This is a genomic window from Clostridium sp. LIBA-8841 (genome assembly GCF_034439435.1).
Classification (GTDB): domain Bacteria; phylum Bacillota; class Clostridia; order Clostridiales; family Clostridiaceae; genus Sarcina.
Genome location: NZ_JAPCKJ010000006.1, coordinates 157,329 through 174,144 on the forward strand (window position 1 = coordinate 157,329; position 16,816 = coordinate 174,144).

16 protein-coding genes are annotated in these 16,816 nt (G+C 29.6%); 14 read left to right on the forward strand and 2 right to left on the reverse strand.

Translation table 11 applies throughout. The annotated features are described in order from the left end of the window. The first annotated feature begins 69 nt into the window (after window positions 1-69). The 12 genes from OIF33_RS15200 (at window position 70) to OIF33_RS15255 (ending at window position 13,056) form a co-directional block, all read left to right on the forward strand. A complete protein-coding gene (locus tag OIF33_RS15200; protein WP_322505074.1) occupies window positions 70-429 on the forward strand; it encodes a metalloregulator ArsR/SmtB family transcription factor in 360 nt (119 codons plus the stop codon). A 14-nt stretch (window positions 430-443) separates the two neighbouring features. Next, window positions 444-2,639, forward strand: a complete 2,196-nt coding sequence (locus tag OIF33_RS15205) for a heavy metal translocating P-type ATPase (protein ID WP_322505075.1) — start codon at window positions 444-446, stop codon at window positions 2,637-2,639. Window positions 2,640-3,104: 465 nt separating this feature from the next. Beyond that, window positions 3,105-3,743 (forward strand): redox-sensing transcriptional repressor Rex, encoded by a 639-nt coding sequence (locus tag OIF33_RS15210; RefSeq protein WP_322505076.1) that lies wholly within the window; start codon window positions 3,105-3,107, stop codon window positions 3,741-3,743. 270 nt (window positions 3,744-4,013) lie between these two features. Beyond that, window positions 4,014-4,796, forward strand: coding sequence for a short-chain-enoyl-CoA hydratase (locus OIF33_RS15215; RefSeq protein ID WP_322505077.1), 783 nt, complete (start codon window positions 4,014-4,016; stop codon window positions 4,794-4,796). A gap of 44 nt (window positions 4,797-4,840) precedes the next feature. Next, window positions 4,841-5,980 carry an acyl-CoA dehydrogenase gene (locus OIF33_RS15220; protein ID WP_322505078.1) on the forward strand — a complete coding sequence of 380 codons (1,140 nt, stop codon included), beginning with the start codon at window positions 4,841-4,843 and terminating at the stop codon, window positions 5,978-5,980. 18 nt (window positions 5,981-5,998) lie between these two features. Beyond that, on the forward strand, window positions 5,999-6,778 hold the full coding sequence (locus OIF33_RS15225) for an electron transfer flavoprotein subunit beta/FixA family protein (protein ID WP_322505079.1): 780 nt from the start codon (window positions 5,999-6,001) through the stop codon (window positions 6,776-6,778). 21 nt (window positions 6,779-6,799) lie between these two features. Beyond that, complete coding sequence (locus OIF33_RS15230; protein WP_322505080.1) at window positions 6,800-7,807, forward strand: electron transfer flavoprotein subunit alpha/FixB family protein; 1,008 nt, start codon at window positions 6,800-6,802, stop codon at window positions 7,805-7,807. Between the two features lie 113 nt (window positions 7,808-7,920). Next, window positions 7,921-8,769, forward strand: a complete 849-nt coding sequence (locus OIF33_RS15235; RefSeq protein ID WP_322505081.1) for a 3-hydroxybutyryl-CoA dehydrogenase — start codon at window positions 7,921-7,923, stop codon at window positions 8,767-8,769. Window positions 8,770-9,018: 249 nt separating this feature from the next. Continuing rightward, a complete protein-coding gene (locus tag OIF33_RS15240) occupies window positions 9,019-10,719 on the forward strand; it encodes an ABC transporter ATP-binding protein (RefSeq protein ID WP_322505082.1) in 1,701 nt (566 codons plus the stop codon). A gap of 211 nt (window positions 10,720-10,930) precedes the next feature. Then, window positions 10,931-11,431, forward strand: coding sequence for a signal peptidase I (locus tag OIF33_RS15245; protein WP_322505083.1), 501 nt, complete (start codon window positions 10,931-10,933; stop codon window positions 11,429-11,431). Between the two features lie 264 nt (window positions 11,432-11,695). Further along, complete coding sequence (locus tag OIF33_RS15250) at window positions 11,696-12,100, forward strand: C-GCAxxG-C-C family protein (RefSeq protein WP_322505084.1); 405 nt, start codon at window positions 11,696-11,698, stop codon at window positions 12,098-12,100. A 17-nt stretch (window positions 12,101-12,117) separates the two neighbouring features. Next, window positions 12,118-13,056, forward strand: a complete 939-nt coding sequence (locus tag OIF33_RS15255) for a DNA-3-methyladenine glycosylase family protein (protein ID WP_322505085.1) — start codon at window positions 12,118-12,120, stop codon at window positions 13,054-13,056. Between the two features lie 78 nt (window positions 13,057-13,134). Here the strand turns inward: OIF33_RS15255 and OIF33_RS15260 are convergent, their stop codons facing one another. Continuing rightward, window positions 13,135-13,440: an HNH endonuclease gene (locus OIF33_RS15260; RefSeq protein ID WP_322505086.1), complete on the reverse strand. Its 306-nt coding sequence runs from the start codon at window positions 13,438-13,440 to the stop codon at window positions 13,135-13,137. Between the two features lie 128 nt (window positions 13,441-13,568). Continuing rightward, complete coding sequence (locus OIF33_RS15265; RefSeq protein WP_322505087.1) at window positions 13,569-14,225, reverse strand: TIGR01906 family membrane protein; 657 nt, start codon at window positions 14,223-14,225, stop codon at window positions 13,569-13,571. Window positions 14,226-14,606: 381 nt separating this feature from the next. Here OIF33_RS15265 and groES point away from each other — a divergent pair, with 381 nt between their 5' ends. Both groES and groL read left to right on the forward strand, forming a co-directional pair. Next, window positions 14,607-14,891, forward strand: a complete 285-nt coding sequence (gene groES / locus OIF33_RS15270) for a co-chaperone GroES (RefSeq protein ID WP_322505088.1) — start codon at window positions 14,607-14,609, stop codon at window positions 14,889-14,891. Between the two features lie 56 nt (window positions 14,892-14,947). Then, complete coding sequence (gene groL / locus OIF33_RS15275; protein ID WP_322505089.1) at window positions 14,948-16,567, forward strand: chaperonin GroEL; 1,620 nt, start codon at window positions 14,948-14,950, stop codon at window positions 16,565-16,567. The last annotated feature ends 249 nt before the right edge of the window (window positions 16,568-16,816 follow it).

Here is a 16,816-nt window from a genome sequence, read left to right on the forward strand (position 1 = left end):
AGACATATAATATAAATGAACATATGAACAGATGCTCATATGTTAATGTTAATAATAGGAGTTTGAATTATGAAGAATAATAAGATAGAAAGTTGTAACTGTTCTACTATTCATGAAGATATACTAAAGAGAGTAAAAGAACACTTACCAAAGGAAGAAGTTCTTTATGAGTTAGCAGAAATATTTAAAGTTTTTGGAGACTCAACAAGAATAAAAATATTATGTGCATTATTTGAAGGAGAAATGTGTGTATGTGATATGGCAGAGTTATTAAAAGTAAGTCAATCAGCCGTATCTCATCAATTAAGGGTATTAAAACAAGCAAGACTTGTTAAGTTTAGAAGAGAAGGTAAAGTAGTATATTATTCATTAGCTGATGATCATGTTAAACACATTTTCAATGAAGGTTTAGACCACGTTTTAGAGTAAAGGAGATATTAGTCATGAAAGAAATAAAATTTTATTTAGACGGTTTAAATTGTGCAAATTGTGCAGGAAAGATTGAAGATAAGATAAATAAACTTAGTGATGTTGATGAAGCTGTTCTTAATTTTTCAACAAAGCTTTTATTAATAACTCCTAAAGAGGGGATTTCAGAAAAAGAGCTTGATGAAAAAGTAGAAAAAATAGTTTTAGGTTTAGAACCAGATGTAAAAGTTCTAAAGGAATCAGAAAAAAATAAAATGCAATCTTCAAACCATAGAGATTGTTGTGATGAAGAGGATGAACATGGACATGTTCATGGTCACTCACATAGTCATGGAAGTATCAAAGGTAATAATTTTGGAATAGATAAAAAAGACCTTATTAGATTAGGGGCAGCCTTAACTTTATTTATAATAGGAATGATAGTTAATTTAGATAAGATGTATGAATTTATTATCTTTGGTGTAGCTTATATTATAGCTGGTGGAGAAGTTCTTTTAAAAGCATTTAAAAATATATTAAAAGGACAGGTTTTTGATGAAAACTTCTTAATGACTATAGCTACAATTGGTGCATTTGCCATAGGTGAATTCCCAGAAGGGGTAGCAGTAATGCTATTTTATGAAGTTGGAGAAATGTTCCAAGATTATGCGGTAAATAAATCAAGAAAATCAATATCAGATTTAATGAATATAAGACCAGATTTCGCTAATTTAATTAATCTTAATGGAGAAGAACAAAAAGTATCTCCAGAGAGTGTTTCAGTAGGATCAATAATAGTAGTAAGGGCAGGCGAAAAAATTCCTCTAGATGGTACTGTTTTATCAGGTGAAGCAACGTTAGATGTATCTGCATTAACAGGAGAATCATTACCAAAAGAAGTAGAAAAAAATGATGATGTATTAGCAGGTTCAATAAATAGAAGTGGTTTATTAAAAATAAAAGTTACTAAGAGTTTTGGAGAATCTACAGTTTCTAAAATATTAGATTTAGTTGAAAATGCAGGTAATAAAAAATCTCCAACAGAGAAGTTTATAACTAAGTTTGCAAGGTATTATACACCAGTAGTTGTATTTTTAGCTTTAGCACTTGCAGTTATTCCACCTTTGGTAATAAGTGGGGCAAGCTTCTCAGAATGGATATCAAGAGCTTTAATATTCTTAGTTGTTTCATGTCCTTGTGCTTTAGTAGTATCTATACCTCTTGGATATTTTGCAGGAATTGGGGTAGCATCTAAAAATGGTATCTTAATAAAAGGAAGTAACTATTTAGAAGCTTTAAATAATGTAGAGAGTATAGTTTTTGATAAAACTGGTACACTAACAAAAGGTACATTTAAAGTTAAAAAAGTAGAGAGCACAAGCGAATTAAGTAATGAAGAATTATTAAAATTAGGAGCATATGCTGAGTATTACTCAAATCATCCAATTGCTAAGTCAGTAGTAAGTGCCTTTAATGGAGAAGTTGATAAATCATTAATATCAGATTATGAAGAGATTCCTGGAAAAGGTATAAAGGTAACAATTGATGGAATGACAGTTTTGGCTGGTAATTCAAAGTTAATGAATATGGATAATATAACTCTTACACCTATAAATGAAGTTGGAACTGTAGTTTATTTAGCTAATGAAAATAGTGAATTAGGCTATATAGTTATTTCAGATGAAATAAAAGAGGATGCTAAAGAAGCTATAAGTGGATTAAAGAAAATAGGTGTTAAACAAACTATTATGTTAACTGGAGATAATGAAAAAGTTGGAGACAGTGTTGCTAAAGAGTTAGGCATAGATAAAGTATACTGCAACTTATTACCACAAAACAAAGTAGAAAAATTAGAAGAACTATTTAACAATAAAAGTAAGGATAAAAAGATTGCTTTTGTTGGAGACGGAATAAATGATGCTCCCGTACTAGCTAGAGCCGACATAGGAATAGCAATGGGAGGTGTAGGATCAGATGCAGCGATAGAAGCAGCAGATGTTGTAATAATGGATGATGAACCAAGTAAGATAATAAAAGCAATTGATATAGCTAAAAGAACAAATAAAATTGTATGGCAAAATATAATTTTTGCTCTAGCAATTAAAGTTATAATTTTAATATTTGGAGCTTTAGGAATGGCTAATATGTGGGAAGCAGTCTTCGGAGATGTAGGTGTAACATTAATAGCTGTACTAAATTCAAGTAGAATATTAAAAAATAAGAAGTTATAACCGTGAAATTTGTCTAATGTTGTTGACAAGACTTAGTTTTTTTGCTATCCTTACATGGTAAGAATACTTTCAGGCATAGGGTATAGATTGTAAATAATTCCCTTAAACTTTTATATTAAACATTATGAAATGTTTAAATAGGCTTGTGTGCACGTAGGGTTTTAGACACGCAAGCCTTATTTTTTTTGTAGAAATTTATTAATAAGTTAAGTTATAACAAAATAATGCAATTTTAATTATATTAACCAAGTATTATAAAAATGGAAAAAAATATAAATAATATACTTAAATACATATATTTTTGATAGTGAAACCAAAAGAATGTTAAAATATAGACAAACTTTTTTGGGTATGGTAATATTTTAGAAGGTTAAATTTGTAATTTTATCATTTGAGTTTAGAATACATTCTAAAAAGTAATTGCTTTTTAAAAAAAGAACAATTTTAGAAAGAGGTGCTATTAAAATGGAAAAGAAAAAAGGCATATCTATGGCTGTTATAAAAAGATTGCCTAAATACCATAGATACTTACAAGAATTAATGGAAAATGATGTTGATAGAATATCTTCAAAAGAGTTAAGTGAAAAAATAGGATTTACTGCTTCACAAATAAGACAGGATCTTAATTGTTTTGGTGATTTTGGCCAACAGGGTTATGGATATAATGTAAAAGAATTATACAATAATATAGGAAGCATATTAGGACTTACAAGAGACTATAATACAGTAATAATAGGTGCTGGTAATATAGGGCAAGCGATAGCTAACTATAATAGTTTCAATAGATTAGGCTTTAAATTAAGAGGTATATTTGATGCAAATCCAAGAATGTTTGGAATTAAAATAAGAGATGTAGAGATACAAGATGTAGAGAAACTAAAAGATTTCGTAAAAGAAAATGACATTGAAATAGGAATAATTTGTGTACCAAGAACTAATGCTCAAAAGGTTTGTGATGATTTAGTTGAAGGTGGAATAAAGGGCATTTGGAACTTTGCTCCTATAGATCTTGAAGTACCTAATGAGATAAGAGTGGAAAATGTACATTTAAGTGAGAGTATGATGACTTTAGTTTATCTTTTAAATCACAATGACGTAAAATAGAGTGAATTTATCATAGGATAAATTGTTTAATATGGAAAAAAAGTATTAGATTTTCAAAAAAATATAAATAATATATTGAAATATTTACTATTAAGTTTTATAATTTAATTGAAGTACCAAGTACTTCAATTATTTTTTTGCCTTTGCTTGTTACAAAATTAACAATAATTTTGGAAAAATATAAGGTGGAAGAATATTAAGTTGTTAGTTATTAGTTGTTAAGCTATTTAAAACCATATATTCGCTATGGTATATGAGGGAGGAAATACGATGGAATTAAATAATGTAATCTTTGAAAAAGAGGGCAACATTGGAATTTTAACAATTAACAGACCAAAAGCATTAAATGCACTAAATTCAGAAACTTTAAAGGACTTAGATACTGCTATAGACCACATCGAGAAACAAGATGATGTATACGTTGTTATCTTAACAGGTGCTGGAGATAAAGCATTTGTTGCAGGTGCTGATATAGCAGAAATGAAAGATTTAAATGAAGAACAGGGTAAAGAATTTGGACTTTTAGGTAACAAAGTATTTAGAAGATTAGAAAAATTAGACAAGCCAGTAATTGCTGCTATAAACGGTTTCGCTTTAGGTGGCGGATGTGAAATTTCTATGGCTTGCGATATAAGAATTGCAACTACAAAGGCTAAGTTCGCACAACCTGAGGTTGGTTTAGGAATTACTCCTGGATTTGGTGGAACTCAAAGATTACCAAGAATAGTTGGAATGGGTAAAGCTAAAGAACTTATTTACACAGGCGATATGATAAAAGCTGATGAAGCTTTAAGAATTGGTTTAGTAAATAAAGTTGTTGAGCCAGAAACTTTAATGGAAGAAGCAATGGCAATGGCTAAAAAAATAGCTGCTAATGCACCAATAGCTGTTAAGCTATGTAAAGATGCAATTGATAGAGGTATGCAAGTTGATATAGATTCAGCAGTAGTTATAGAAGCTGAAGATTTTGGAAAATGTTTTGCTACAGAAGATCAAACTGAAGGTATGAGTGCTTTTGTAGAAAGAAGAGAAAAGAATTTTAAAAACAAGTAATTTTTTAAATAAATGGTTGTGTGGATTTAAGGAGGGTAATTAAAATGAACTTTCAATTAACAAGAGAACAAGAATTAGTTAAGCAAATGGTTAGAGAGTTTGCTCAAAACGAAGTTAAACCAATAGCTGCAGAAATCGATGAAACAGAAAGATTCCCTATGGAGAATGTTAAAAAAATGGCTAAGTTAGGAATGTTGGGAATTCCTTTTAGTAAAGAATATGGCGGAGCTGGTGGAGATACTTTATCTTACATCTTAACTGTTGAAGAATTATCAAAAGTTTGTGGTACTACAGGAGTTATAGTTTCAGCTCATACTTCATTATGTGCTTCATTAATAGATCAATTCGGTACTCCAGCTCAAAAAGAAAAATATTTAACTCCACTTGCTAAAGGTGAAAAGTTAGGTGCTTTCGGATTAACTGAACCAGGTGCTGGTACAGATGCTGCAGGTCAACAAACTACAGCCGTATTAGAAGGAGATAACTATATCTTAAACGGAAGTAAAATATTCATAACAAACGGTGGAGTTGCTGATACTTTCATAATCTTTGCTATGACTGATAAGAGTCAAGGTACAAGAGGAATCTCAGCTTTCATAGTTGAAAAAGACTTCCCTGGATTTTCAATTGGTAAATTAGAAGACAAAATGGGTATAAGAGCTTCTTCAACAACTGAGTTAATAATGGAAAACTGTGTTGTTCCAAAAGAAAACTTAATCGGAAGAGAAGGAAAAGGATTTGGAATAGCAATGAAAACTCTAGACGGTGGTAGAATAGGTATCGCTGCTCAAGCATTAGGGTTAGCAGAAGGAGCTTTAGAAGAAGCGGTTGCTTACATGAAAGAAAGAAAACAATTCGGTAGATCATTATCTGCATTCCAAGGATTACAATGGATGGTAGCAGAAATGGATACTAAAATTGAGGCTGCAAGATTTTTAGTATATAAAGCAGCTTGCTTAAAAGAAGCGGGTAAACCATATTCAGTAGATGCTGCAAGAGCTAAATTATTTGCTGCAGATGTAGCTATGGAGGTTACAACTAAGGCTGTTCAATTATTCGGTGGATACGGATATACTAAGGAATACCCAGTAGAAAGAATGATGAGAGATGCTAAGATAACTGAAATCTATGAAGGAACTTCAGAGGTTCAAAAAATGGTTATCGCAGGAAGCATATTAAGATAATTTTAGGAGGGCTTTGAGATGAAAATAGTAGTTTGCTTAAAACAAGTGCCAGATACAACAGCTGTTAAAATAGATCCAAAAACAGGAACTCTTATAAGAGATGGAGTTCCATCAATAATAAACCCAGAGGATAAGCATGCTTTAGAGGCTGCATTAGAATTAAAAGATAATAATGGAGCAGAAGTAACTGTAATAAGTATGGGACCACCTCAAGCTAAGAGTGCTTTAAGAGAAGCTTTATGTATGGGAGCTAACAAAGCAATTCTTATAACTGATAGAGCATTTGCAGGGGCTGATACTTTAGCTACTTCAAAAGCTTTAGCAGGAGCAATAAAGAAATTAGAATATGACATAATATTCGCAGGAAGACAAGCTATTGATGGAGATACTGCACAGGTTGGACCAGAAATAGCTGAGCATTTAAATATTCCTCAAGTAACTTACGTTCAAGGTGTTAAAGTTGAAGAAGATGGATTATTAATAAATAGAGCTTTAGAAGATGGATATGAATTAATAAAAGTTGATGCTCCAGTACTTTTAACTGCTATAAAAGAGTTAAATGAGCCAAGATACATGAATGTTAAAAACATATTTGAAACATCTGATGATGAAATCTTAGTATGGTCAGCTGATGACATAGATGTAGACAAAGCTGAATTAGGATTAAAAGGATCTCCAACAAAAGTTAAGAGATCAATGACTAAAGAAGCTAAAGGTGCAGGAGAAATAGTTAAAGAATCACCTAAAGATTCAGTTACTTATGTACTAGGCAAATTAAAAGAAAAACACTACATCTAAGGATTATGGGAGGTATTTAAGATGAATAAAGCAGATTTCAATGGCGTTTGGGTTTTTGCAGAGCAAAGAGAAGGTCAATTACAAAAAGTTTCATTAGAATTATTAGGTGAAGGTAGAAAAATCGCTGATAAATTAGGATCAAAATTAACAGCGTTATTAATAGGAAATAAAGTTGAAGGTTTAGTTGAAGATTTATCAAGACATGGTGCTGATGAAGTACTAGTTGTTGATTCTCCAGAATTAGAGCATTACACAACTGACGGATATACTAAAGCTATATGTGAGTTAGCTAAGGCTAAAAAACCAAATATAATCTTTATAGGAGCAACATTCATAGGAAGAGACTTAGGTCCAAGAGTTGCTGCTAGATTAGAAACAGGTTTAACTGCTGACTGTACATCTTTAGATGTTGATGTTGAAAGTGGAGATTTATTAGCAACAAGACCAGCATTCGGTGGTAACTTAATGGCTACAATCGTATGTCCAGATCACAGACCTCAAATGGCTACAGTAAGACCAGGAGTTTTCGAAAAACTTCCACTAGGAGAAAATGATGCAACTGTAGAAAATGTTGAAATAGAATTTAATGCTAACGATATAAGAACAAAAATAGTTGAAATAGTTAAAGAACACAAAGATATCGTAGATATCTCAGAAGCTAACGTATTAGTTGCTGGTGGTAGAGGTGTTGGTTCAGAAGAAAACTTCAAAATGCTTAAGGAATTAGCAGAAGTTATGAACGGATCAATAGCAGCTTCAAGAGCAGCAGTAGAAAAAGGATGGGTAGATAAAGATTACCAAGTTGGACAAACAGGAAAAACTGTTAGACCAAACATATATGTAGCTTGTGGTATCTCAGGAGCTATACAACATGCTGCTGGTATGCAAGAATCAGATATGATAATAGCTATCAACAAAGATGCTAATGCTCCAATAATGAAAATTGCTGACTATGCAATAGTTGGAGATGTAAATAAAGTTGTTCCAGAATTTATAGCTCAATTAAAAGCTATGAAAGAGGAAGCTTAATTAAAAGGTAATATAACAAGGGTAAACTTATAAAATTTTTCAATTAATGGTGTAGGACTTTTCTGAGAAATCAGAAAAGTCCAATTAAAGAGAGTATTTAGGAGGAACTTAATATGGAAAAGATTTTTGTAATTGGTGCAGGTACAATGGGTGCTGGAATAGTTCAAGCATTCGCACAAAAAGGATATGAAGTTATCGTTAGAGATATCAAAGACGAGTTTGTTGATAGAGGAATAGCTGGAATCAATAAAGGTCTTACTAAATTAGTTTCTAAAGGAAAAATAACTGAAGAAGATAAAGAAGCGGTATTATCAAAAATCACTGGAACTACTGATTTAGGAATGGCTGCTGATTGTGACTTAGTTATAGAAGCTGCAGTAGAAAACATGGAAATCAAAAAGCAAATATTTGCTGAGTTAGATAAGATATGTAAAGAAGAAACTATATTAGCTTCAAATACATCTTCATTATCAATAACAGAAGTAGCTTCAGCTACAAACAGACCTGATAGAGTTATAGGAATGCATTTCTTTAATCCTGCAACAATAATGAAACTTGTTGAAGTAATAAGAGGTATGGCTACTTCACAAGAAACTTTTGACAAAGTAAAAGCTATGTCAGAAGCTATAGGAAAGACTCCAGTAGAAGTTGCTGAAGCACCAGGATTTGTAGTTAATAGAATACTTATTCCTATGATAAATGAAGCTGTTGAAATATATTCAGAAGGAATAGCTTCAGTTGAAGATATAGATACTTCAATGAAATTAGGAGCTAATCATCCAATGGGACCTTTAGCCTTAGGTGATTTAATAGGATTAGATGTTTGCTTAGCTATCATGGACGTATTATTCAAAGAAACTGGAGATAGTAAATATAGAGCTAGCAGTCTTTTAAGAAAATATGTTAGAGCTGGATGGTTAGGTAGAAAAACTGGTAGAGGATTCTACAACTACAATGTATAGAATTGAAATTTAAAAAAGTTTATAAAAATTAAATAATTTATATTATAAATATTTATTATAATAATTGCATAAATAGTTTTATAGTGTGATATTTATATGATTAAAATTTAGTTGAGTTATGCAAAAGAGGTTGATATTTTATCAACCTCTTTTTAGTTATTTTTTAGTTGATTTAATTTAAAAAATTCATTATAATTAGAGGAATGAAAATAAATATTAATTAATAACGTATATCATTAAGGGGGAAATATGTTAAAAAAATTTATACAATATTATAAACCATATAAAAAATTATTTATTTTAGATTTATTAGCAGCCTTTTTAGTTGCTGCTTGTGATTTAGTTTATCCTATGATTACAAGAAATATAATCAACAACGTTATTCCAAATAAACAAATAAGGTTGTTGTTTGTTTTTGCTACGGTGCTTACTTTGATATTCTTAGTTAAAGCAGGTTTAAACTACTTTATGCAATATTGGGGGCATGTAGTTGGTGTAAGAATGCAAGCAGATATGAGAAGAGATTTGTTTGAAAAATTACAAGACATGCCTAATAAATATTTTGATAATAATAAAACAGGGGTTCTTATGTCTAGAATAGTAAATGATCTTTTAGACATATCAGAATTGGCACACCATGGTCCAGAAGATTTATTTATATCAATAGTTATGTTATTTGGATCATTTATAATTTTATGTACAATAAATATACCTTTAACAATTATTACTTTTGCTCTTTTACCATTTTTAATTTTCTATACTATTAGAAAGAAAAATAAAATGAGGGAAGCATTTAAAGATACTAGAGTTAAAACTGGAGAAGTAAATGCTACTATAGAAAATAGTATTTCAGGTGTAAAAGTTACTAAATCATTTGGTAATAAGACTTATGAGATGGATAAGTTTGATAAGAGTAATAATATATTTAAAAAGGCAAGAGAACATGCATATAAAGCCATGGCTGAGTATTTTTCAGGAATGTTTTTCCTTATAGATATGCTTGAACTTATAGTATTAATAGCAGCTGGATATTTCACTTATTTAGGAAAAATAAATCTTGGGGATTTTGCAGCATATTTACTATATATAAAGATGTTTTTACAACCTATTAGAAAACTTATAAATTTCAATGAAATGTTCCAAAATGGGATGTCTGGTTTTGAAAGATATGAAGAAATTATGGGCGAAGAAAATGAAAAAGAAATTCCTAACGCAAAGGAACTTAAAGATGTAAAAGGGAAAATTTCAATAAAAGATGTTACTTTTAGATATGATAATAAGGAAAGTATACTAGAAAACTTTAATTTAGACATTAAAGCTGGTAAAATGGTTGCTTTAGTTGGTCCTTCAGGTGGAGGAAAAACAACAGTATGTAATCTTATTCCTAGATTTTATGACTATGAAAGTGGAAAGATATTTATAGATGATGTAGATATAAGCACTGTTACTTTAAAATCTTTAAGAGAAAACATAGGAATAGTTCAACAAGATGTATTCTTATTTACTGGAACTATAAAAGAAAATATAATGTATGGAAATCCTAAAGCAACTGAGGAAGAAGTTATAGAAGCAGCTAAAAATGCTTGTCTACATGACTTCATAATGGGATTAGAAGATGGATATGATACATTTATAGGAGAAAGAGGAGTTAAGCTTTCTGGTGGTCAAAAGCAAAGAATAGCAATAGCTAGAGTATTTTTAAAGAATCCTGCAATATTAATCTTAGATGAGGCTACTTCAGCTTTAGATAATGTTACTGAATATGAAATACAAAAAGCCTTAGAAGAATTAAGTAAGGATAGAACAACTCTTGTAGTTGCGCATAGACTTTCAACTGTTAAAAATTCTGATGAAATAATTGTGTTAACAGACAAGGGGATAGAAGAGAGAGGAAATCATGAAGAACTTATAAAACTTGGAGGAGTTTATAGTCACCTTCATAACCTATAGAATATTTGTTTTAGAATTGGTTGTATCAAAACTTTATTTAAAGTTACTTTTGATACAACCAATTTATATTTTAGAAGTATTTTAAAATATAAATTAAAAAAATATATTTGAAGAATTAAATACTAATAAAAAGTCATATTTTACATAATATTTGAATATAAATATAATAGGGCAATTGTATCTATATTTAATATTTAGTAAGGGTGAGTTTATGAGTAATAAAAAGATAGGTAATACAATATATTATATAGTTGTAGGTATGTTAGTTCTTATATTAATAAACAACTTTATGAGCAAGTCAGATGCAATATTTAAGGCTGTTGGGTTTAGAACATATTCAATATTAAGTGGAAGCATGGAACCTGAGATTAGAACCGGAGATTTAGTTATTGTTAAAAGTGCTGAAATTAATGAAGTTGATTCTGGAGATGTAATAACTTTTAAATATGAAGGAAATATTGTTACTCATAGAATTGTAGAAGAAAATGAAGAGGGGTTAATAACAAAAGGTGATAATAACAATGCAGAGGATACTGAGATGGTTAGAGAGGAAGATTTAATAGGAAAAGTCTTATTTCATATACCATTCCTAGGATATGTTACAGTATTTTTATCAAAGCCTATAGTTATATCTGGACTTATGGTATTAATTGCAATAAGTATTCTTTGGGATACTTTTAAAGGAGATAAGAAAAAAGTATTGAAGGCTTAGTTTATAACATGGAGGGTGATTCGAAAGAACACCTATCCATGTTTTTATTTTGTTTTATATAAAAAGACTATTTATTAATAACCTTTATTAGTATAATATTATTCATATAAGGTTTTATGAATAGAATTAGATAATACTTTTAGATTTAAATTCTAACTGGTTTATCTTATAGATATATAATTTTGAAAGAGAAATTTTTTTATTTATAATAACTATAAGATAAATATTGATATAATTAATAAAACTTTATTTTGGAGGGATAATATGTTAGTTGAAAAAGCAAGAGAAAAGTGGGATAAAAAACATGATTTGAATTGCGCAGAGTGCATAATGTATGCTGCAAATGAAGAATATAATTTAAATTTATCAAAGGAAACTTTAAAAGTAATGTCATCTTTTGGTGGTGGATTAGCAATAGGAAATGTATGTGGGGCAGCAACAGGTGCAGCTGGTATTCTTGGTGTTATGTTCACAGAGGATAGAGGACATCAAAGTCCTCAAACAAGAGCTTTCACAAAAGAGTTTATGGAAAAATTTTATGATAGATTAGGCGAATATAATTGTACTGAGTTAAAAGCTAAATATAAAAAAGACGATGATAGAAGATGCATAGTTATGATAGAGACTGCATCTGAAGTTTTAGATGAAATCGTAAGAAGAGAAAGATAGAAAGATAGGTGAAATAAATGGATTTTAAAAGTGTAGAGTATAGAGAGGATAAAGTAATATTAAAGGATACAAAAAACTTTAATATAAAACAAGTTTTTGAATGTGGGCAGTGCTTTAGATGGGAAAGAACAGAAAGTGGTTCATACATAGGAGTTGCCTTTGGAAGAGTTATAGAAGTTGCTCAAGAAGGTGATGATGTAATAATATATAACACTAATAAAGAGGATTTTGAAAATATTTGGGTAGATTATTTCGATTTAGAAAGAGATTATTCAAAGGTTAAAGAAGCTTTATCTTGGGATGATACCTTAAAAAGTGCTGTTGAGTTTGGATATGGAATAAGAATATTAAATCAAGATCCTTTTGAATTAGTTATTTCATTTATAATATCAGCAAGAAATAGCATACCTGTAATATCAAAAACAATAAAGAAAATAAGTGAAAGATGGGGAGAAGCAATAGAATATAAAGGAAATACCTATTATGCTTTCCCAACACCAGAGAGCTTAGCTAAGGCTTCAATAGATCAAATAAGAGAAACTGGTGCATCATTTAGAAGCAAATACATATATGATACAACTCAAAAGATATATAAATGTGAATTAGCAAAAAGAGGAATACTAGAAGCACCAGAAGAAGATATAGTTGAAATATTAGAAAAATATGATTTAGAAAAGATAACTAATATGGATGTTGATGGATGCCATAAAGGCCTTCAAGAATTCATGGGAGTAGGAGCAAAGGTAGCAGATTGTATAATGCTATTCTCTATGAAGAAAAGTTCAGCTTTCCCAGTTGATGTTTGGGTTAAAAGAGCTATGATGCATTTTTATGGTGCCGATGATGCTTCATTAAATAAGATAAGAATTTTTGCAAGAGAAAGATTTGGAGAATATTCAGGATTTGCTCAACAATATTTATTCTATTATGCAAGAGAAAATGGAATAAAAATATAGTTTTTAGATCAAGTAAAAAAAGAGTAGATTAAGAGCTTTATAAACTTGGGTTTAAGGAGCTAATAATCTACTTTTTTGTTAATAACGACCTTTTTTACGAATGGCTTTTGATTGTTTTATAGTAAAGTTAGCATCACCAGGGTGTTTCTTGATGAATTTTAAGTAACGTTTTATCTTCTCTTCATCTCTAAGCCTTGGTATAGAGTAAAGTCTAGAAGCTAATTCATAATTACTATATAAAGCATGTACTTGTTTGTGACAAGGCACGCAAAGCCAAGCTGTTTCTTGAAATCTTCCTCCTTTTTGACGAGGAATTAGATGATGTTCTGTGATTGTAGGAACTTCCCTTTCACAAAGATCACATATATGAGTTTCTTTATTCATATTCATCACACCTTAAATAATAGAATACTTATAAATATTATAATATATGTATTTAAATTTTAAAAAGCCGTTACTTTAATAGTTTGAAAATTTAAGAAGAATTATTCTATAATTTAAGGAAATATAATTTATTTTGAAGAAGAAAAAATAGGTTTATTTAGGTTATAAAAGATTTTGGATATTATAGAAAACATGATTACTAAAGATATTACCAATACTGCTAAGAATAAAAAATAGGATTCAGGTAAAACATTTATTATTTGGTCTTTTTGAGGATCAAATATCCAATAATCATTATTGAAAAATATTTTATGAAATAAAGTAAATAGTTTTGAAAAGTCAAAATAAAATCCTAAGAGTATAAAAAAGCAAATAATTAAAACTTCATAGAAGAATAGATTAAATGACTTCAATAAGACTTTAACTTTAGATTTTTTTATCAATATAAATAAAATTATTCCTAATATTAGACAAATAAATCCAGCTAGATAAACAGAAGTAAAAATATTTTTGACTTCTAAAAAGTGATATTCTCCAGTAGGACTCATTTTAAAATTTTCAAATTTAAGAGTAGTTTCATATGGCGAATTCAGGTAATTGATTATATTATTATAATCATTCATAATTTGATTTTTACTAAGGTTGCTTATTGCTGGTAGACTTTTAAAATCTAGAAAAAATGAATATAGTAATGGAGAATTATTAAGTGTTATTATAACGGAAAATATTATTGAACTAATTAATAAATATAAAGAAAGTAATATATTCTTTAAGACTCTAATCATTATTTACTCCTTAAAATAAATGTTTTTAATAATTCTAGACTTTTTTATAAAATATTAATCAAAGAATACATATTTTAAGAATACATTTAGTATTAATTTATAGTGTATGGTGTATTAATAAAGAGGAACTTGTCTAGAATTAAGAAGTAAAAGGTATAATTAAATTTTAAAAGATACTTAAAGGAAAATAGAGTATATTACAGAAAATAAAAGATAATTTAAATTAAAGAGAAAAAATAATAATAACATATTGTAAATTAATAAATTTAGTTATTGAATTTACAACTGGTAAATTATATTATATTAATAAGAATTAGCACTCTTTATTGAAGAGTGCTAAAAATTGAGTAATTAATTAGCATTTTTAAGGAGGGTTTTTGAATGAATATTAAACCACTTGGAGACAGAGTTGTCATTAAAAGATTAGAAGCAGAAGAAACTACTAAAAGCGGTATAATAGTTACTGGAACTGCTAAGGAAAGACCACAGGAAGCAGAAGTTATAGCAGTAGGACCAGGAGCAATAGTAGATGGAAAAAGAACTGAAATGGAAGTTAAGGTTGGAGATAAGGTTTTATACTCTAAATACGCAGGAACAGAAGTTAAGTTTGAAGGTGAAGAATATACTATCTTAAGACAAGATGATATACTTGCAATAGTTGAATAGTTTGAAAACATATAAATGCTTTAGATATTCATAATAAATTTGGGAGGTAGATTAATATGGCTAAAACATTATTATTTGGTGAAGAAGCAAGAAGGTCTATGCAAGCAGGTGTAGATAAATTAGCTAACACTGTTAAGGTTACATTAGGACCAAAAGGAAGAAATGTTATTTTAGATAAAAAATTTGGATCACCACTTATAACAAATGATGGAGTTACTATAGCAAGAGAAATTGAACTTGAGGATGCTTACGAAAATATGGGAGCTCAACTTGTTAAAGAGGTAGCTACTAAGACTAATGATGTGGCAGGAGACGGAACAACTACAGCTACACTATTAGCTCAAGCTATCATAAGAGAAGGATTAAAAAATGTAACAGCAGGAGCAAATCCTATATTAATAAGAAATGGAATTAGGCTTGCTGTTGAGAAGGCTGTTGAAGAAATAAAGAAAATTTCTAAACCTGTTAATGGAAAAGAAGATATTGCTAGAGTTGCTGCTATATCAGCCGCTGATGAAAAAATAGGTGAATTAATAGCAGATGCTATGGAGAAGGTCGGTAACGAAGGAGTTATCACTGTAGAAGAATCTAAGTCAATGGGAACTGAGTTAGATGTAGTAGAAGGTATGCAATTTGATAGAGGCTATGTATCAGCATATATGGTAACAGATACAGAAAAAATGGAAGCTGCTTTAGATAATCCATTAGTATTAATAACTGATAAGAAAGTAAGCAATATTCAAGATTTATTACCAATACTTGAGCAAATAGTTCAAGCAGGTAGAAAGCTTTTAATAATAGCTGATGATATAGAAGGCGAAGCTATGACAACATTAGTTGTTAATAAATTAAGAGGAACATTCACTTGTGTTGCTGTTAAGGCACCAGGATTTGGAGATAGAAGAAAAGAGATGTTACAAGATATAGCTATCTTAACAGGTGGAGTTGTTGTATCTGATGAATTAGGAAGAGATTTAAAAGAAGTTACATTAGATATGCTTGGAGAAGCTGAAAGTGTTAAGGTAACTAAAGATAATACAACAATAGTTAATGGAAGAGGAAATTCAGAAGAAATTAAAAATAGAATTAATCAAATAAAAATTCAATTGGAAGAGACTACTTCTGAGTTTGATAAAGAAAAATTACAAGAAAGACTTGCTAAACTAGCTGGTGGAGTTGCGGTGGTTAAAGTTGGTGCCGCTACAGAAACTGAGCTTAAGGAAAGTAAGCTAAGAATAGAAGATGCTTTAGCGGCTACAAAGGCAGCCGTTGAAGAAGGTATCGTTCCAGGTGGTGGAACTGCTTATGTAAATGTAATAAACGAAGTTGCTAAATTAACTTCAGATGTTCAAGATGAACAGGTTGGTATAAATATAATTGTAAGAGCCTTAGAAGAACCAATGAGACAAATAGCTCACAATGGAGGTTTAGAAGGTTCAGTTATAATAGAAAAGGTTAAGAATAGTGAAGCTGGTATAGGATTTGATGCTTTAAGAGGAGAATATAAAAATATGCTTAAAGCAGGTATTGTTGACCCAACTAAGGTTACAAGATCAGCTCTTCAAAATGCATCATCAGTAGCATCAACATTCTTAACAACAGAAGCTGCTGTAGCAGATATTCCAGAAAAAGAAATGCCTCAAGGTGCAGGTATGGGAATGGACGGAATGTATTAATGAAAAAAGGGATGGCATTTGTTTGTCATCTCTTTTTTATTGTATTATTTTGAAAATAATTACATAATATACTTTTAAAGGTTTAAATGTCGAAAAATCAATTGAAAATAGCATGTAAATAATTAATTTATAAACTAATTGTTATTAAAAGTATTAATTTTAAATTTTTAATTGGTGAAAAAAATATATATTAAAAAAAACAAAAAATATTGTATTATTTTGTAGACAACTGGAAAAATATGTGTTAAT

Excerpts from the sequence above, each read along its gene's own strand:
- OIF33_RS15260 (WP_322505086.1), bottom strand. The coding sequence starts at position 13,440 with ATGAATAAAGAAACTCATATATGTGATCTTTGTGAAAGGGAAGTTCCT.
- OIF33_RS15225 (WP_322505079.1), top strand. The coding sequence starts at position 5,999 with ATGAAAATAGTAGTTTGCTTAAAACAAGTGCCAGATACAACAGCTGTT.
- OIF33_RS15265 (WP_322505087.1), bottom strand. The coding sequence starts at position 14,225 with ATGATTAGAGTCTTAAAGAATATATTACTTTCTTTATATTTATTAATT.
- OIF33_RS15200 (WP_322505074.1), top strand. The coding sequence starts at position 70 with ATGAAGAATAATAAGATAGAAAGTTGTAACTGTTCTACTATTCATGAA.
- OIF33_RS15235 (WP_322505081.1), top strand. The coding sequence starts at position 7,921 with ATGGAAAAGATTTTTGTAATTGGTGCAGGTACAATGGGTGCTGGAATA.
- OIF33_RS15220 (WP_322505078.1), top strand. The coding sequence starts at position 4,841 with ATGAACTTTCAATTAACAAGAGAACAAGAATTAGTTAAGCAAATGGTT.
- OIF33_RS15240 (WP_322505082.1), top strand. The coding sequence starts at position 9,019 with ATGTTAAAAAAATTTATACAATATTATAAACCATATAAAAAATTATTT.
- OIF33_RS15255 (WP_322505085.1), top strand. The coding sequence starts at position 12,118 with ATGGATTTTAAAAGTGTAGAGTATAGAGAGGATAAAGTAATATTAAAG.
- OIF33_RS15230 (WP_322505080.1), top strand. The coding sequence starts at position 6,800 with ATGAATAAAGCAGATTTCAATGGCGTTTGGGTTTTTGCAGAGCAAAGA.
- OIF33_RS15215 (WP_322505077.1), top strand. The coding sequence starts at position 4,014 with ATGGAATTAAATAATGTAATCTTTGAAAAAGAGGGCAACATTGGAATT.
- OIF33_RS15205 (WP_322505075.1), top strand. The coding sequence starts at position 444 with ATGAAAGAAATAAAATTTTATTTAGACGGTTTAAATTGTGCAAATTGT.
- OIF33_RS15245 (WP_322505083.1), top strand. The coding sequence starts at position 10,931 with ATGAGTAATAAAAAGATAGGTAATACAATATATTATATAGTTGTAGGT.
- groES (WP_322505088.1), top strand. The coding sequence starts at position 14,607 with ATGAATATTAAACCACTTGGAGACAGAGTTGTCATTAAAAGATTAGAA.
- OIF33_RS15210 (WP_322505076.1), top strand. The coding sequence starts at position 3,105 with ATGGAAAAGAAAAAAGGCATATCTATGGCTGTTATAAAAAGATTGCCT.
- OIF33_RS15250 (WP_322505084.1), top strand. The coding sequence starts at position 11,696 with ATGTTAGTTGAAAAAGCAAGAGAAAAGTGGGATAAAAAACATGATTTG.
- groL (WP_322505089.1), top strand. The coding sequence starts at position 14,948 with ATGGCTAAAACATTATTATTTGGTGAAGAAGCAAGAAGGTCTATGCAA.